Origin of the sequence: Parashewanella tropica (genome assembly GCF_004358445.1) — a bacterium.
In the GTDB taxonomy this organism is placed as follows: domain Bacteria; phylum Pseudomonadota; class Gammaproteobacteria; order Enterobacterales; family Shewanellaceae; genus Parashewanella; species Parashewanella tropica.
In genome coordinates this window covers 1,444,660-1,463,037 of the sequence record NZ_CP037951.1, presented here as the reverse complement: position 1 = coordinate 1,463,037, position 18,378 = coordinate 1,444,660, and the positions used below count along the sequence as shown (strand labels likewise).

Sequence of the window (18,378 nt, the reverse complement as noted above, 5' to 3'; positions counted from 1 at the left end):
CTAAAGAGAACACGATGGAAGTTAGCTTACCAATTATTATTACATTCAGTGGCTATCTAGTTGCCATGCTCGCCATTGGCTTATGGGCCTATAAAGCGACAGATACTGTTGATGACTACATTTTAGGTGGCCGTAAAATGGGGCCCGCAGTAACAGCACTAAGTGTAGGTGCTTCTGATATGTCAGGTTGGTTATTACTGGGACTTCCTGGTGCTGTATATCTAACAGGATTAAGTTCAGCTTGGATCGGAATAGGGCTCATTTTCGGTGCTTGGCTCAACTGGCTATTTGTTGCTAAACGGCTAAGAATTTATACCGAACAAGCCGACAACGCTCTCACTTTACCGGACTTCTTTGAGAAGCGATTCCACGACAATCAAGGCATTCTCAAACTCATATCAGCCGCAACCATCTTACTCTTTTTCACCTTTTATACATCTTCGGGTATGGTTGGCGGCGCTTTGTTATTTCAAAAAGTCTTTGGCTTCGATTACACCATAGCGCTTCTTATTGGTAGTGTCATTATCGTTTCATACACCTTTTTAGGTGGATTTTTTGCGGTCTGCTGGACTGATTTCGCTCAAGGCTGTTTGATGTTAGCGGCGCTATTACTCGTACCAACGATTATCTTTTTCTCTCCCGAGCATCAACATCAGCTTGAAGCATTAGACCCAAGTATGCTCAGTTTATTTAATGACAAAACAACCATTATTGGCTTTTTATCATTATTAGCTTGGGGGCTTGGTTATTTTGGTCAGCCACATATTCTATCAAGATTTATGGCTATTGGTGATCATAATGATTTAAAAACGTCTCGCCGAATTAGCATGAGCTGGATGATTTTATCTTTACTAGGTGCATTAGGTACAGGCTTAGCGGGTGCGATTTATTTCTCAAGCCAGCCACTTGAAAACAGTGAAACTGTATTTATCCACTTAACGCAAGTCGCCTTCTCACCTTGGATTGGTGGTCTATTAGTTGCTGCAATTTTATCTGCGATTATGAGTACTATTGACTCTCAACTACTCGTTTGTTCTAGCGTGATCACTGAAGACTTCTACAAACGTTGGATTAAAAAAGATGCCAACAGTAAAGAACTGATGTTTATTAGTCGCTTCAGTGTGATTGCCATTTCATTAATTGCAGGCTTTATCGCGCTAGATCCTAAAAGCAGCGTGTTATCTCTTGTAAGTTACGCATGGGCTGGATTTGGTGCCGCATTTGGACCAGTAGTTATTTTGTCTCTATTTTGGTCTAAATACAGTAAACTTGGCGCAATGAGTACTATCGTAACGGGTGCTGCAACTGTCATCATTTGGAAGCAATTGAATGGTGGTATTTTCGACTTATACGAGATTTTACCAGGATTTTTGTTTGCTATGATCGCGGGGATTATAGCCAGTTATTTATCTCCTGCAAATCAACAAACTCACTCTGAATTTAACGAGTTTAAATCAAAGCTGTAATTGACTACAAAGACCTTTTTGAGTGCTCAGATTAACTTCTGAGCACTTGCAGCGCAAAGATTAATCATATTTAATCTACCCCTAACAAGCTTGCATTTATTTCACTTTGTTGAAATTATCTATTTAAATCACTAGGATGATTAAATGTGTGACACAAAGCACACAAATATCTTGGAGCTGAGAGGGTGAACTTTGGGCAAGAAAACATCAGTTACAACTGGTCAGACTTGCTACAATAAAATCTGCTCCATCATAATATTACAACTTTACGATAAATAAATTACAAAGATCACTATAACCGTGGGTGAGAAGTTGTCTGTTCCTCACATGTTTTTCAGGCTCCCGCCTGACTTCCTACGACATCAGTGCATTGGATAATAATATGACCAACTTAAAAAAATTAAGTATCGCGATAGCAACTACATTACTTTCTACTCAGACTTTTGCCGCAGGCTTTCAGGTAAACGCCCAATCCGCAACAGGTATTGGACGAGCTTGGTCTGGTGACGCCGCTATAGCAGATAACGCCTCCGTTTTAGCGAGAAACCCAGCCGCAATGTCTCTATTCAAAAAGCGTGCATTTTCAGGTGGTATCACCTACGCCGCAACCGACGTTGAAGTTAGAGATGTAGCTTTAGCTTCAGATAAACCTGTTAGCTTTGGTCACAATGACAGCGCAGCTAAAAACAGAGCAATTCCAAATCTATTTTATATTCACCCATACAGCGATAAAATTGCATTTGGCGCAGGTTTGTTTACAAACTTCGGTACTGGCACAGATAACACCAGTATTTTAAAAGACAATCCAAATCAAGTATTGCCTGTCGATTTACTCGGTAACACTGAAGTTACAACCATTAACTTAAACGGTAGTATTTCATACAAAATCAATGAGCATGTATCTCTTGGTTTAGGATTAGATGTCATTAGAGGTGGTGGTAAATTAAGCCGTAAAGGCCAATTACCTTTTGGTCCTAACGGAACCTTAGTTGATGGAACATTAGTAAATGTTGATGCTACAGGTTGGGGCGTTGGCGGTATTTTCGGTATTTTATTTCAAGCCAATGAAAATAACCGTTGGGGTATCAGCTATCGCGTAAGCCCAGAGTTTAAAGCCAAAGGGGATTTAGACTTATTTAGTTCAGAAGCTAAAGCTACCGCTTCATACGATGAGCTAATTTTACCGCTTCCTAACATCTTCCAAGTTGCAGGTTTCCATCAGCTAAATGATAAATTCGCTGTGCACTATACCGCCAAATTGACTCAGTGGGGACGTTTCGATCAAATCACACTTGAAGGTGGCAAGCTTGGCAATAATCCTGTTCCAGATAGACCATTAAAAGTATATGACTGGAAAGACTCTTGGTTATTCTCAGTGGGTGGAACTTACACCATCAACGATAAATGGAAAGTAAGAGCGGGCTATATGTTTGACCAGTCTGTGATTGATGAAAAAACGTCTATCTCTCTGCCTGATTCAGATCGTAATTGGTATACCGTAGGGGTTAGTTATAACTTAGATAGCGATTCAACTATCGACTTCGGTTATGCCAACGTTCGAGGCAAATACACTAAAGTAAATGAAAAAAGCTTAGTTACAGGCGCAACCGTTGCCTACACCAAAGGTAATGCGAACTACTTCTCTATCCAATACAGCAAACAGTTCTAATCTTAGCTTTTCTTAAAGAAAAAGCCGCAGCCTGTCTGCGGTTTTTTTATTCCCTAAAAACCAACAAGATGAAAAAAGGTTAACTGTAAATTTCGTACTTTTGTTTGATATAAAATCAGTCACTTAGACGATTTAGGTGAAGTGAGGTTAAAAGCATGGTATCAATAAATAAGCACAAGGCACTGTTAATCGTTTTTACTTCAACATTGTGCTTTTTCGAAGCTTATGCTAACGCTCAAATCACACACTTAAAGCAACAAGTTCCCGCACAATACATCATCAAATTTAAAGACTCACCAACTAACATTGGGACAGGCTCTAAGACTATAGCTTTATCTACTGAACAACTTGCAAAGAATACAATTAATCAACTCAATCTCACTTCTGCCAAACCCATCAATCACTATAACGCCTATACAAGTCGATTATCAGCGAAACAGTTAGCCAAACTCAAAAACAATCCAAATGTTGAGTACATAGAACCTGACTATCCAAAATATTTTGTTTCTGATCAGCTGGGCTCCCCCTCAGATACAACCCTGACAGCAACGGATGTAAATTGGGAAGCTAACCTACTAAAAACAAAAAATATCTCAGACAAAGACGCTAGTAATCGCACCCTCTGTATCATTGACAGTGGGTATGCAATCAACCACCCTGCTTTAATGAACAATAATGTTTCGGGAATAGATATCACTCATTCTGGAACTTGGGATAACCCCAGTATATCGCATGGCTCTCATGTAGCAGGCATTATTGCGGCAATGCAACCTAATAACCCAACAAATGACAGAGATGTTAGAGGCATAATGCCGAACGGGCAGATAAATATTTTTGTGGTAAAAGTATCAGATCAAGAGGGTAATATTTTTACTTCAAATGTTGTCAAAGCGGTAGATAGTTGTGTTGAGTATCATACTAATGTCATCACAATCAGTTTAGAGAGTGCCAACCCTAGTAAACTTGAAGAGCAAGCTTATAAACGTGCACAAAAAGCTGGCGCAATAATCGTTGCAGCAGCGGGGAATAGTGCAGATACCTCTAAATCCTACCCAGCATCTTACAACGAAGTTATATCAGTAGCTTCTGTAGACAGCAAACAAGCTCATTCTGCATTTTCTCAAACTAACTCTCAGGTTGAAATTTCAGCCCCTGGTGAAGCCATACTTTCATCAGTCATTCCTGGTGATGGTCGTCTAGCCGATATCAAAGTCGACAAGCAATCATACTTTGTCAAAGGCGTTGTGCCACAAGAACGTAAAATCCCTAACAAAATTGGCGGTTTTAGCGTCAAAGATATTAACGGTACTTTTACTGGAACATTAGCTATATGCCATAGTATCCAGGGAAGATTCAAATGTGGTAATATGACTAATTCAGTATGCCTAATACAAAGAGCGCATGATCAACAGCGCATACCACCTACTGATAATATAGAAGATACATATCCTGAAATTCAACCTGTTATGGCATGTCAAAACGCTGGTGCGAAAGCTGCGATAGTTTATAGCAGTAATCAATATCCGGGTCTGCAAAATCCCTTTTTAGTCGACGACAACAATTCTGTAACCATTCCAACAGTTTCTGTTTCGAAAACAACAGGAACAGAACTAAAAAGCTTAATAGGAAAAGACGTCACTGTAAGTGTTAAACCTCACCAAGATTACCAATACTACAATGGAACATCTATGGCTACGCCCTATGTAGCCGCTGTAAGTACATTAGTATGGAGTAGACACCCTGAATGTTCAGCTTCTCAAGTGAGACAAGCTATTGATGCTTCAGCAACGCATTTAGGATCAGAAGGCCGCAACCCAGAATTTGGCTATGGTCTTATCAATGGACAAAATTTAAATAAGTTATTAGAACAATCATGCGGTGTGAATTAAGCCAATATTCTCTAGCAATTAACATATATTTAGATTTATTTACAAATGCCTTGCTACAAGATAATTTCACTGTTACGAGCGAATTTATTGGAAAAATTACTGAACTGAGCAGTCATCATATAACTTGACTCCAAGGAAGCTCTAACAGATTTTCGCTACGGTAGCTCAATTAAGCTAAACACGATACCGTATTACTTGAAAGGCAATTTATTATATGGCAATGGCAGTCACAGGTAGAACCTCTCCTACATTTTTTGACGATGGCGAATGCGAAGATTTAGGTTATGTGTGCCAGCCCCTTTCAACTGGTAAAGTAGAGACATTAGAGCAAAAAGAAAAAGCCGCTAAGGAATTTTTTGATACCGTATTATTCAAATTTTTTTCTAGACCCGAGCAAGTAAAAGCGAGACTGCTTTTCATCAACATAGTCACCGGGAAAGATCCTCAACAGACCATTTTCGATTTCACAAAACTAAAAGAGTTAGCAGGTGCTTTTGGGGATCACATAGTCTTAGAAATAGCCCGCCAACAGTCCAGTACCTCTTCTACACCTGAAGACAGCTCATCTTCCGGCTTTAGTGGGCTCGTAGATTACGAGTTTCAAGTTAAACCGAACCCAATAATCACAACATATAAGTTTTTTCCCGTTTGTGTGATGTTTGGTAGTGAATTTGATGCAAAAGAGGCAATACGAGAGCATCAAGATATAAGACAAAGTGCCATTAGCTGTGCATCAAAAACATATCATTGCTTCGAATCTTGTTTAAAACCGCTCGGTTCTCGTACAAATTCAATTATAAAGCGTACTTTAGAAGAAATTTATCAAGCTAGAACTTCGCATCAACTCATACAAACCTTAAAAAAATTAAACAGTATACAAAAAACATATCACTTTGATGTTTTAGCTCTCTCAGAAGATAAAGAAAACAAAGAGGTACTATGGCAGCTTACAGCAATAGAAATTACTGAAGAAGTACCAAAATTCTATTACTTACAAGTAGTTCAAATTCAAACACCTAAAGCTGTTTTTGAAAAAGAACAAGAATTGGCAGGGTTTATTGACCGCTTAATTACAGCAAAGATTATTCCAGCAGCTAAAAATGCGAAAGTAATTCAACTCATTGGTGACTTTGTTTTCGAAATTGACGTTGAAAGAAAACGCATGCTTGAAAATGATATAGGCCAGGAGTTGAAAAAAACATCCCGAGCCCAAGTTAAGCTTGAGCCAGAAAAATTACTATATAGCTCAGGACGGCAACTTATCGTTGAACAGCCACTGACCTTGTGGATAGGGGATTTCAAAATTACATCTCAATATGATGTAGCCATTTTAGCAGCAAGGCATTATCACGACCTTGCAAAAATGGGCCTTATCGACACATCGCAGCCTTCAACCCCAATGAGCTTAAACACCTTATTTTCATTAGCAAGTCTATCACACCCAACCACAAGTTCAGCTCAAAGCTCACCTACACCATTCAGAGGTACCTCTTCATATGAACAAGTTGATAAAGTACTAAGAGCCAAGCATGTTGCTCTTAGAGTTCATCCCGAAGCAAGAGAAAATTTAAAAACAATAACATCACAAGATGCTGATATTGATATCTTAGTGCAGGTAAAGAAAGACCTAAACCGATTTCTAATCAAAAAAGGATTGTGTTCAGAGGAACAGCCTGCCATTACAACTAGAGAAATCGAAGAAGAAGGCACGATACATACGATTTATGAGTTTGAAATGGATGGAGTCGAAGTGATAGAACTCACTAGACGTAGAGGCTCTGAGTCCGAATACTTAAAGAACGTCCAAAAAAGAACAGAAGAAGGTGCAGCACAAGTTGAAAAACAAAACAGATTGGAGCAACAAGTTGAAGAACAAATCACTAAACTTGAGGCTGTGGCGAGAGTTTTTTATCAGTGCCACCCACAAGCCGGACATCCGCTAAGTGAGGCTGAAAAAGAGCTGATTAAATCAATAAAAATCAACCAACTCAAAGAACAACACACTCAAACTCAACTAGAATTTCATGAGCAGCACTTGGCTGGACTCCGGATATTAGATCCTAGACAACTTCCCACACATTGTAAGAAACCCCTAGGAGAGTTTGCACAAATGCGAGCTCAAATGGATGCCGAAGTCAATGCCATTAGTGAAGCCAGTAAACTTCCGCATATAGCGCTATATCAATCACAACAAGACGTTGAAGCCATGTTCCAAGAAAAAGGTGTGTTAGTTGCGCTATTTGATAATGAGAGTAGAGAGCATTTTCAACCCCTATGCGCGCAATCGACACCAATAGCAACTAGAGTTAAATGTGTACAAACGATCGCTGATATTGGGTTTCAATTAACAGACAACCCTGATGATGTACAAATCGTGCTTACTCCAAAGTGCCAAGTAGTCCCTGCAACTGATAAACACCCTGAATATCAACAATTTTTCATCATAATAGAGCTTATAGACCATACAAAAGACGTATGTACTCCGCTATGCATAATTCCAGTGCTAGCTAATTCTGACGAAAGCCGCTGGCTCGACTCACAACCTTCACTTACCAAACAAAACCAACACTCTCAAACTGTCAGTTATCTCACCGAAGCTCAAGATCATCTAACAAAATTGCAATTACAGGTGACGCAACACCAAACGCAAAAAGCCGCCCTTGCTAAAGTAGAAGAAGAAAAACAGCAACAATGGTTATCTACTCACGAACCACAGTTAAAAAGTTCCGAACAAGCTACGGCAGAATTAACCATTAAATGGCCTCAATATGTAGCCAATGTTGAATCATTAACATCAGGACAACTAAGTATAGAGCCTATATATGAGCAAACTCTTGCTTCTGCATCAGAGCAGTATTCTGAGATATTTACTCCATTAGAGCAACTATCAGAAGATACCGTTACTGTCAAAGACTTCACACTATTAAAACAACAAGCAGACATGCTTTTAGCGCAGCTTGAAAGAGCACAAAATCTGATATTAATGTTAAGTAAAATCAAAGGCCAACATGGAAAGACAGATGAATACCAAAGGGTTTCAACTGCAATTTCAAAACTTCAACCACTGCTGAAACTCATTGAGAATTTACAAAAACCAACAAGTGATCATTTTTTTGATGAAACTAAAATGCCCGGTTTTATTTTATTTAATGTAAAAAAACTTCTCACAACGCTGAAAAATCAACAATCAAGTATTAATGAATTATCAGCCGCGATTGGAAGTATTAAACCTGAGTACCAAAAGCTTCTTGAAGAAGTTAAGGCTCAAGTGCTTCCCACAGTTCAAGATATTCAAGAACAATTTAATGTACCGGAACATACAAACCAAATCCAAGACACCTCTTTGGCAATTGAACGATTACTCTCGACTGTTGAAGCTGTGCATAATTTGATGGAGATCCCTCTAGACGAATCATGGTCTGAACTTAGAAAGCAGTGTGAAGAGATGAAATCAGCAGCTAGGATAATTTCGGAAATTGCTGAAAAACAAAGAATTGCATTTGCTGAGTATTCCGCACAAAAATCGATATCGAAACTTGATTTAGAAAACAATATTGAAAAGTTAGAGGAAGAGATTGAACAGCTCAAGGAACACATTGTACAGCTTGAAGAGCAAGTTAAATCAGAAACTCAACAGCAGTGCGAAGAATATGTAAAAGGTCTTGTATCGAAACGAAAAGCATTAGCAGCAAAAGTTAAAACCGAATTGGAAAAAGAAACTCCATTTGAAGCTAAAAGATTTTATCAATCTCTAGGAAGAGAATTTGATTCAGTACTCGCTCCAGCTTATGCTGCAGCAAGCTAAGCTGACTCACTGCCACATTGCCAACATACTTCAAATGTGGCTTCATTAGGCTCACCACAATCACGACACACCCAAGGTGAGCCTTCTTGCTTAGTAGATTCTAAGACTTCTTTTCCTTTTGCAAGATCTTTCTCTTCAACCCATAATTCAACCAAAGCCACATCAGCCGCTAATTCCCCCATTGCACCGAGCAAAGCTTCTCCGCGAACTTCAGCATCAATTCCTTGGGTCTGTAACAGCCCCTTTAACGCATGTATTGCCAAGCTGTTGTCTTTACATAATAAGCGTATATTCGACATACTCATTCACCCAATAAAAAAGCCACCTCAAGGTGGCTTTACAATAGCAATATATTACCGTTCGATGCAATTAAGGCATCATCGAAGGCTGATCAGCACCTTCTTTTTCAATCTCAACTGGCATCATGTGGTCACGGCTAATACCAAGACGGATAGCCAAATAACTTGCTACATAAATCGACGAGTAAGTACCAACCATAATTCCCATTAACAACGCCGTTGCGAATCCGTGGATCATGCTACCGCCTTTAAGGAACAAGGCAACAACAGTGATCAAAGTCGTCAAGGTCGTGATAATGGTACGGCTCATGGTTTGCGTAATCGATGCATTGACAATATCGCTAGGTGAGCCCTTACGCATTTTCAGGAAGTTCTCACGAATACGGTCATACACAACGATAGTATCGTTAAGCGAGTAGCCCACAACCGTTAGCAAGCCTGCTAGTACCGTTAAATCAAACTCAAGTTGCAAGATAGAGAACACACCAAGCGTTACGATAACATCGTGCGCCAATGCAGCTACAGAGCCCATTGCTAAGCGCCACTCAAATCGGAACGACACATAAACAAGAATACAGATTAACGCTACAAGTACCGCTAAACCGCCCTGCTCTGCTAGCTCTTTACCTACTTGAGGACCAACAAACTCAACACGCTTTTGCACTACGTCTTTGTCAACTTGACGAGCTGCATCCATTACTAGGTTGACTTGATCATCGCTTTTAACGCCTTCTTTTACTTGAAGACGGATCAGCACGTCACGAGTCGAACCAAAGTTTTGGATCACCGCGCCCGATAAACTGTCGTGGTCTAAATCAGCACGTAAGTTTTCAAGGTTTGGTGCATGTTCGAACTCAAGCTCAACAACCGTACCACCAGTGAAGTCTAATCCCCAGTTGATACCTTTCGTCGCTAAAGAGGCAAGCGAGCCAAGCACCAATACCATAGACAGAAAACTGATAGGTACAGCGTGACGTAAGAAATTGACTGTGCCTTTAAATGATAAAATCTGAAACATAATCAATCTCTCCCTAGATAGACAACTTCTTGATGCGCTTGCCGCCCCAAAGAGCGTTAACAATCGCACGAGTACCTACAATCGAGGTAAACATTGAAGTTGCAATACCTATCATCAGCGTTACCGCAAAGCCTTTAACCGCACCAGTACCGATAGCAAATAAGATAAGTGCTGTAATAAAGGTGGTAATGTTCGCATCAGCAATGGTTGAGAATGCGTTACCATAACCTTCATGGATAGCTTGCTGAACGCTGCGACCCGCACGTAACTCTTCACGAATACGCTCGTAAATTAGCACGTTACCATCAACCGCCATACCGACAGTCAGAACCATACCAGCGATCCCCGGAAGCGTCAGTACAGCACTTAGCATCGACATAACGGCTACAACCATAATGAGGTTGAAGCTCAACGCTAAGTTAGCAATAAAGCCGAAGGCACGGTAATAAATAAGCATGAATACCAATACGATAGCCATACCGTAAATCATCGCGCTAAGACCGTTTTGAATGTTTTCAGCACCGAGGCTTGGACCAATGGTACGTTCTTCAACAATCGAAACAGGAGCAATCAAAGCACCAGCACGAAGTAGTAGTGCAAGTTCTTGAGACTCAACCTGAGTTAAGCCATTGATAACAAAATTACGACCAAGGCGTTGCTGAATCGTCGCCACAGAAATCACTTCTGCGGTTTTATCCAGCTTCACGCTACCATCAGGATTACGCTTACCTTTATCCTTGTACTCAATAAATAGGGTCGCCATTGGCTTGCCGACATTATCTTTGGTCGCGTTTGAGAAAATATTACCGCCTTTGGCATCTAAGCCGATGCTCACTTGTGGACGAGAATATTCATCAAAACTAGGTTGTGCATCAGTAATGTAGTTACCAGTTAGAATAACTTTTTTCTTAAGCACTACTGGCTCACCACTACGGCGATAATAAAGCACAGAACCGGCTGGAACATGACCGCGAACAGCGCGTCCAACATCCGCGTTTTGGTCAACCATGTGAAGCTCGATAGACGCTGTAGCACCAAGGATTTCCTTAGCACGAGCGGTATCTTGAACACCCGGTAGCTCAACGATGATGCGATCGGCACCTTGACGTTGTACCACTGGTTCAGCAACACCTAGCTGGTTAACACGGTTACGAATGGTAGTCATGTTTTGAGAAACCGCATCATTCTTAACTTGCTTGATGTATTCCTCGCTCATTACCGCTAAAAGCATTTGCTGAGCATCGGTTGATACATCAGTAAATACCATTTCGTTGTTAATGCGTTTTAGTAGGAATTCAGCTTTAGAAAGAGCTTCTTCGTTGCGAAATTTGATTTCAATCCCACGAGACTTGATTTTGATACCAGAGTAACGAATGCGCTCTTTACGAAGTTGACTACGGAAATCAGCCACTTTGGCTTCTTCCATCTTGCGGATCGCTTCGCTCATATCCACTTCCATCAAGAAGTGAACACCACCACGTAAGTCCAAACCAAGCTTCATTGGCTCACCACCAAGATCTGCTAACCATTCAGGTGTCGCAGGAGCAAGGTTTAACGCTACGGTATATTTGTCACCAAGCTGGCTAGAAATCAGTTCTTTGGCTTTTAGCTGATCGTCGGCGTGTGCCAAACGGAACAGTAATTGATCATTTTCAAGCTCAGACTTCTTAACATCAATACCGTTCGATGCCAGTAAATCATTTAACTGAGTTTGAGTTGATACATTAACCTCAGCAAAGCGGCTACCTGCCACCTGAACAGCTGGGTCTTCACCAAAGATATTAGGTAAAGCATAAAAGCCCCCGATGATGAGGACAATCACCACCATCAGGTTCTTCCAAATTGGATACTTGTTTAACACGTTAAGCCTCCAGGCTTACAGCGATTCAATCGAGCCTTTTGGCAGTACAGCTGTAATGTAGTCCTTTTTAATAGTGATTTGAGTAGACTCATTCAGATCAAGTAGAACATAGTCGTTTTCATCACTGATTTTTGCAATCTTACCTAGTACACCACCATTAGTGAGTACTTCATCACCTTTAGATAGTGAAGACATTAGGCTTTTGTGCTCTTTTACACGCTTGCTTTGTGGACGGAAGATCATAAAGTAGAAGATCAAACCAAAAACAACCAGCATGAATACTAGTTCCATGGTTCCACCTTGTTGAGCGCCTGGAGCACCAGCTGCATATGCATTTGAAATAAACATAGTTCTCTCTTTTAGTTATTTAATTAATTGCTAAAACAATAGCTTGCTAAATTTCGCCATATCTATCGCGATAAACATGGCGCTTAGCTCTATTTAATCTCAGTCTTTCAGCTCAGGCACTTCTTTGCCTTGAGCGGTATAGAACTCGTGAACGAAGTCATCTAATGTACCCGCATCAATAGCATCACGCAAACCTTCCATTAACATTTGATAGTAACGTAGGTTGTGAATGGTGTTTAAACGAGCACCTAGGATTTCTCCACACTTATCTAAATGATATAGATATGCCCTAGAATAATTTTTACAAGTGTAACAGTCACATTTTTCATCTAATGGCGACGTATCCTCACGATGTTTCGCGTTACGGATCTTAATTACACCCGTACTGGTGAACAAATGACCGTTACGTGCATTACGAGTTGGCATTACACAGTCGAACATATCTACACCACGACGAACACCTTCCACCAAATCTTCTGGCTTACCAACGCCCATTAGGTAACGTGGCTTGTCTTCTGGGATTTGTGGACAAACATGCTCAAGAATGCGGTGCATATCTGGCTTTGGCTCACCAACAGCTAGACCACCAATCGCGTAACCATCAAAACCAATATCGACTAAGCCTTTTAATGACTCATCACGCAGGTCTTCGTACACACTACCTTGAATGATACCAAATAAGTTATTTGGGTTTTCTAGACGGTCAAACTCATCACGTGAACGCTGCGCCCAACGCAGAGACATCTGCATCGACTTACGCGCTTCATCATGAGTGGCTGGATACGGCGTACATTCGTCAAAAATCATTACTACGTCAGAACCCAATGAATATTGGATCTGCATCGATTTTTCAGCATCCATAAAGATCTTGCTGCCATCGATAGGAGAACGGAAATGTACGCCCTCTTCAGTGATTTTACGAATATCACCCAAACTGAATACTTGGAAACCGCCTGAATCGGTAAGAATTGGACGCTGCCAGTTCATAAAGTCATGCAAGTCACCATGCTTACGCATGATTTCTTCACCCGGACGTAACCAAAGGTGGAAAGTATTACCTAGAAGAATATCCGCACCTGTCGCACGCACTTCTTCAGGTGTCATCCCTTTAACCGTACCGTAAGTACCTACTGGCATGAACGCTGGCGTTTCGACCGTACCACGTTCAAATTTCAAACGACCGCGACGTGCGCGACCAACTGTTTTATCTAATTCAAATTTCATTATTACCTCATGCCAGAAAAACAGTCTGGCGGTTTTAATTTGATAACTGCCTAATGCAGTTATCTGTTAATTCTTTTACAGCAAAACTTCTTCGAAGTTTAAAAAGTCGTGGTATGGCATACCACACCGCCAAAAGAGAAACGAAGTAACGACAGTTTTGTATGTCGGTCAGACCTTCAGCTTCCTCCGGCAAACCTATTTATTTTTTCTCGTAATAAACATCGCATCACCATAGCTAAAGAAGCGGTATTTTTCTTCGATGGCGTGTTGGTATGCGTTCATTACTGATTGTTTACCCGCAAACGCGCTGATCAACATGATTAATGTTGACTCAGGTAAGTGAAAGTTGGTGACCATAGCATCAACTACAGAGAACTCATATCCCGGATAGATGAAAATGTCGGTATCGGCACTAAATGGTGCAATTTCGCCACCATTGGCTTTTGCCGCGCTCTCAAGTGAACGAACCGATGTTGTACCAACTGCAATTACACGCTTGCCAGCGGCTTTGGTTTGCTTAATTTGTTCAACCACATCAGCAGGCACATTTGCCCACTCTGAATGCATCACATGATCTTCAATATCATCAACACGTACAGGCTGAAAGGTGCCTGCGCCAACATGCAAGGTCACAAATGCCGTATTTACGCCTTTGGCTTTTAGTTTTGCGAGAGTGTCATCATCGAAATGCAAACCCGCTGTCGGCGCTGCAACTGCACCCGGATTTTCGTTGTAAACTGTTTGATAGCGCTCTTTGTCTGAGTCTTCATCAGGTCTATCAATGTAAGGAGGAAGCGGCATGTGACCGATTTCTTCCAACACTTCTAACACAGTGCGATCAGACAAAAGCTCTAACTCAAATAAAGCATCGTGTCTTGCCAGCATTTTCATTTGATAATCGTTATCTAAATGAATAATGGCGTCCACTTTTGGAGACTTAGAACTACGAACATGAGCTAAGATTCGTTTGTTATCCAACATACGCTCAACCAAGATTTCTAGCTTGCCACCGGTAGCCTTTTGACCAAACAAACGCGCAGGGATAACTCGAGTATTGTTAAATACCATCAAGTCACCTGCTTCAATGAAGTCAATCAGATCAGTAAAGCATTTATCATGTACTTCACCTGAATTACCATCTAAGGTAAGCAGCCTAGAAGCAGTACGCTCTTTGGTTGGATAACGAGCAATCAGCTCATCTGGAAGATCAAAAGAAAAATCAGCTACACGCATCAAACAGCCTCTATAAAGCCAAGCCAAATAAGGGCGCGTATTATACGCTAACTGTGGTTAGAACTGAAACATCTATAGAAAATTTACATTAAGAAGATATAGTGTTTTTCTATTTCTTCTTACATTGATCATAGGGCTTTTGAATATGATCGCGAAAATTAGGGTTCACATTTAATTGAGAGTAATCAAAAGGCGCAAGTTTGATCTCTTCAATAGGGATTTCAACATACATTTTGATGCGTTCAGGCTGCTTTTCTTTCTTTTTAAATAGACGGGTAAACCAATTAAACATCTTACAAATCCCTTTTATTTTATTATTATGGGTCTACTGAGACAGCCAAAATCAGTAGATTATATTTAAGGTCGCTATGATACCGTCACATCACAATAATGCAACAATTTAGCAATGTAAATTTTGTTGAAAGAACCGTTACAATTAGCAGGTCTTTTAACCATTAACCAAATTTCCATAAATTGTTATGAATCTTAAACGCATTTCTTTGATATTCGCCCGTTCATTTTCTTGGAAGAAAGCCATTCGAGATGTTTTATTGTTATCAGCTGTACTCATTGGAGTCAGTTACTACTTACATTCAGATATGGCTTCAGGTGAAGCGCCTATACTCTCAGGTATCACCACTCAAGGAAAAACCATTGCATTACCCAATAAACCTAAAGAACCAACACTGGTTTATTTTTGGGGAACTTGGTGTGGCTACTGCTCTTTCACCTCTCCTATGGTTGAAAGTGTTGCCAAAAATCATCCTGTAATCTCTATCGCCATAGCATCTGGCACTAATTCTGAAATTAATCAACATATGCAAAATAAGGAGTTAGAATTTCCAGTAATCAATGATTCCACAAGTCGTATTAGCAACCGATGGGGAGTATCCGGTGTCCCTGCTATTTTTATCATTGATAGCCAAGGCAATATTGCAGCAAAAACCACAGGACCAACGTCAGAGTGGGGGCTAAGGCTCAGATTGTGGTGGGCAGGGTTATAGTCACTTTTGCTCCATTAGTAGAATTCGAAAAATCAAGCTTTCCATTATGAAGTTCAATAACTTGTCGACAAAAAAACAGTCCTAATCCTTGGCCATCTTTTTTAGTTGTATACAGAGGGACGCTTAAATTATCTATATTGCTAAAGCCGATACCATCATCAGCTAATTCGATTACCTGCAAAGCACCTTGGTTCAGAATGTTAATTCGGATCTTTTGAGCTTGAGCCTGTTTCGCGTTTTTTATCAGATTCTCTAACACTTGCTCAAGTAAAATTGGATCGGCAAAAATACTGGTGCTTCCAGCTACATTAGATTCAATCCCCTGCTCTATTGATAATTGCTGACAAACTTTCTGAAAATCAAACCAAGAGGGATTGATCCGCTGAGTTTTATTTAAACGAGTGTAAGTGCCTATAAAGTCTAATAAACTCTCGCTTCTACTTTTAATTCTTTGCAATACCTCTCTCGCAAGAGATTCAGTAAATGAATCACTACTCAGCAAAGTGTCAGCCATTGAAGCCATTGGTGTCAGCGAATTATTAAGTTCATGGGATAAGATTCGAATGGTGTCTATTTGAGTTTTAAGCTTTTGATTTTTTAATGACAGTTCAATATCGTGAAATAGAATCAAATTTTGTTGCTTTAAACACACGTTTTGCAGTGACCAATTATCTGTCAATTGCTCATTGATGTACTGGCCTTGAAGCTTATCAAAACTCAAGTCACTGATATTCATTCCTATCAGTATTGGAGTAGAAAATAACTGTAATAATGCCTGATTAAAAAAAACGATTTTTTCCTGTTTATCAACCATCAGCACAGGATATTGCCATTCACTCAGAATACTTTGTAAAACATCTCCTTCTGGCGTTTGAGAAGAACAAAGATCTTGTTGCAATAACTGAGAAACTTCAGAGAAAGGCGAATTTGGATTATCAAAATTCAGAGTAATATTGTGTTTTTCTTGTTTTCTCAATTGAATAAATGACTTCAATTGCTCGAAAGGTACAATGTGTTTCTGATAAAGGTGAAAGCTCAAATAGGCACAAACAAAGCTTGCCGCCATTGCGGTTGTTAAGGTCAGCAATAAATCTTGTTTGAGTAAGTAAATCGACCAACAAAGTAGCCCTGTTGTCAAAGATGAGATTAACAATAGCCCCAACTTCCACTGTTGCTGATACTTCATTCTATTCCCGCCAAGTCATGCTTTTCTAAACGGCGATATAACGCGTTTCTGGAGATCCCCAATGATTTGGCTGCCACAGAGATTTGACCTTGATGCTGATCTAGCGCATCAATGATCCTCCGTTTTTCTAGTTCATCAAGAGATAAATTAGGGACTTCTTCTGTACTTTGCTTCCTAACTTTAACTAGTTGCAAATGTTCAGGGGTAATATCAGCCTCCATTGATAACAATAGTGCTCTTTCCATTGCATGGCTTAACTCCCTCACATTGCCTTGCCAATCATGTTCGAGCAGTGTTCGTTTGGCTGAAGGAGAAAGCAAAGGTACTTCTTTTTGATACTTTTTTGCAAATTTAACTAACAGGCTATTCGCCAAAGGTAATATATCGGCTTTTCTGTCTCTTAAGGGTGGGATCGTAATGGTGAAGGTATTAATTCGATAATACAGATCTTGTCTAAACAGTCCTTGCTCTATAGCTTCCGCTAAATCTTGATTAGTGGCTGATATCAAGCGAACATTCGCTTGTAAGTTTTGCTCTGCGCCTAATGGTGAGAAGCTGCCATCTTCTAGAACCCGCAACAGCTTAGGTTGTAAATGAAAAGGTAGAGTACCAATTTCATCTAGAAACAAAGTGCCCTTTTCTGCGCGTAAAAAAGCCCCTTTTCTATCTTGTTTTGCGTCGGTAAACGCCCCTTTTACATGTCCGAAAAGCTCACTTTCAAATAAGGTTTCTGGGATTGCTGCCATATTTAAAGCTTCAAAAGTTTGGGTATTTCTTTGGCTTTGCATATGTATTCGTTTCGCTAGTAATGACTTACCTGTTCCGTTTTCCCCAAGAATTAAAATATTAGCGTCAGTCATTGCTAAGTTTTGAATAAGGTGCTCGATATGTTGCATTGACTCCGATTCTGCAACCCAATCTAACGATTGCGAATTATCGGACTGAACAGAAATATGCTGATTGATCTTGCTAAGTAATCCAGCTTTTTTCCAAGGCTTCTCGATAAAATTCAGCGCTCCAGCTTGTAATCCTTGAACCACCAGCTCAGTATTCGCCCAAGCAGTCATTAATATCACTTTTTGACCAAGTGGAATTAACTGCTTGAGTAAAGCAATGCCTTCTTTACCCGAAGTAGTGTCTTGAGTGAAATTTAGATCGAGCAAAATTAAATCTGGACTAATACGCTCAAGTAACTGTAAGCATTGTTTTGGCGACTCAGCTTCAAAAACTTGATAATCCTCTTGTGAAAGTAATAGTGATAATGCAAATCGAATATCAGCATCATCATCAACAATTAATATTTTCTTTTGCGTCATGCGATAAACCACTCTTGTCGTATTACTACGCCAATAACTTCCTAGTTTTTATAAATAATT

The 18,378-nt window shown here is 40.1% G+C and carries 14 protein-coding genes; 5 read left to right on the top strand and 9 right to left on the bottom strand.

The genetic code is table 11. From position 1 onward, the window contains the following. Positions 1 to 14 precede the first annotated feature (14 nt). The 4 genes from putP (at position 15) to E2H97_RS06245 (ending at position 8,829) form a co-directional block, all read left to right on the top strand. Positions 15 to 1,466: a sodium/proline symporter PutP gene (putP, locus tag E2H97_RS06260; protein ID WP_133406342.1), complete on the top strand. Its 1,452-nt coding sequence runs from the start codon at positions 15 to 17 to the stop codon at positions 1,464 to 1,466. Between the two features lie 382 nt (positions 1,467 to 1,848). Further along, positions 1,849 to 3,135: an OmpP1/FadL family transporter gene (locus E2H97_RS06255; protein WP_133406341.1), complete on the top strand. Its 1,287-nt coding sequence runs from the start codon at positions 1,849 to 1,851 to the stop codon at positions 3,133 to 3,135. 155 nt (positions 3,136 to 3,290) lie between these two features. Next, a complete protein-coding gene (locus E2H97_RS06250; RefSeq protein ID WP_133406340.1) occupies positions 3,291 to 5,024 on the top strand; it encodes a S8 family serine peptidase in 1,734 nt (577 codons plus the stop codon). A 214-nt stretch (positions 5,025 to 5,238) separates the two neighbouring features. Further along, complete coding sequence (locus E2H97_RS06245) at positions 5,239 to 8,829, top strand: coiled-coil domain-containing protein (RefSeq protein ID WP_133406339.1); 3,591 nt, start codon at positions 5,239 to 5,241, stop codon at positions 8,827 to 8,829. On the opposite strand, the gene E2H97_RS06240 is transcribed toward E2H97_RS06245, so the two are convergent. The 7 genes from E2H97_RS06240 to E2H97_RS06210 form a co-directional block, all read right to left on the bottom strand. Continuing rightward, the gene (locus tag E2H97_RS06240) at positions 8,826 to 9,128 is read right to left on the bottom strand and encodes a putative signal transducing protein (RefSeq protein WP_133406338.1); all 303 of its coding nucleotides are present in this window, start codon (positions 9,126 to 9,128) and stop codon (positions 8,826 to 8,828) included. The genes E2H97_RS06245 and E2H97_RS06240 overlap by 4 nt on opposite strands. A gap of 70 nt (positions 9,129 to 9,198) precedes the next feature. Continuing rightward, entirely contained in the window at positions 9,199 to 10,146 is a 948-nt protein-coding gene (gene secF, locus E2H97_RS06235; protein ID WP_133406337.1) for a protein translocase subunit SecF, read from the bottom strand. Between the two features lie 13 nt (positions 10,147 to 10,159). Beyond that, the gene (gene secD, locus E2H97_RS06230) at positions 10,160 to 12,007 is read right to left on the bottom strand and encodes a protein translocase subunit SecD (RefSeq protein ID WP_133406336.1); all 1,848 of its coding nucleotides are present in this window, start codon (positions 12,005 to 12,007) and stop codon (positions 10,160 to 10,162) included. A gap of 15 nt (positions 12,008 to 12,022) precedes the next feature. Further along, complete coding sequence (gene yajC / locus E2H97_RS06225) at positions 12,023 to 12,355, bottom strand: preprotein translocase subunit YajC (RefSeq protein ID WP_133406335.1); 333 nt, start codon at positions 12,353 to 12,355, stop codon at positions 12,023 to 12,025. A gap of 99 nt (positions 12,356 to 12,454) precedes the next feature. Beyond that, positions 12,455 to 13,579, bottom strand: a complete 1,125-nt coding sequence (gene tgt, locus E2H97_RS06220; protein WP_121838867.1) for a tRNA guanosine(34) transglycosylase Tgt — start codon at positions 13,577 to 13,579, stop codon at positions 12,455 to 12,457. 195 nt (positions 13,580 to 13,774) lie between these two features. Next, entirely contained in the window at positions 13,775 to 14,812 is a 1,038-nt protein-coding gene (queA, locus tag E2H97_RS06215; RefSeq protein ID WP_133406334.1) for a tRNA preQ1(34) S-adenosylmethionine ribosyltransferase-isomerase QueA, read from the bottom strand. A 109-nt stretch (positions 14,813 to 14,921) separates the two neighbouring features. Beyond that, a complete protein-coding gene (locus tag E2H97_RS06210; RefSeq protein WP_133406333.1) occupies positions 14,922 to 15,104 on the bottom strand; it encodes a hypothetical protein in 183 nt (60 codons plus the stop codon). A 187-nt stretch (positions 15,105 to 15,291) separates the two neighbouring features. Between E2H97_RS06210 and E2H97_RS06205 the strand changes: the two genes are divergently transcribed. Next, the gene (locus E2H97_RS06205; RefSeq protein WP_133406332.1) at positions 15,292 to 15,816 is read left to right on the top strand and encodes a protein disulfide oxidoreductase; all 525 of its coding nucleotides are present in this window, start codon (positions 15,292 to 15,294) and stop codon (positions 15,814 to 15,816) included. Here E2H97_RS06205 and E2H97_RS06200 read toward each other — a convergent pair. After that, positions 15,791 to 17,002 (bottom strand): sensor histidine kinase, encoded by a 1,212-nt coding sequence (locus E2H97_RS06200; protein ID WP_133406331.1) that lies wholly within the window; start codon positions 17,000 to 17,002, stop codon positions 15,791 to 15,793. The two genes, E2H97_RS06205 and E2H97_RS06200, sit on opposite strands and share 26 nt — an antisense overlap. Continuing rightward, positions 16,999 to 18,318, bottom strand: a complete 1,320-nt coding sequence (locus E2H97_RS06195; RefSeq protein WP_133406330.1) for a sigma-54-dependent transcriptional regulator — start codon at positions 18,316 to 18,318, stop codon at positions 16,999 to 17,001. The genes E2H97_RS06200 and E2H97_RS06195 overlap by 4 nt, the downstream gene beginning before the upstream one ends. Positions 18,319 to 18,378 lie beyond the last annotated feature (60 nt).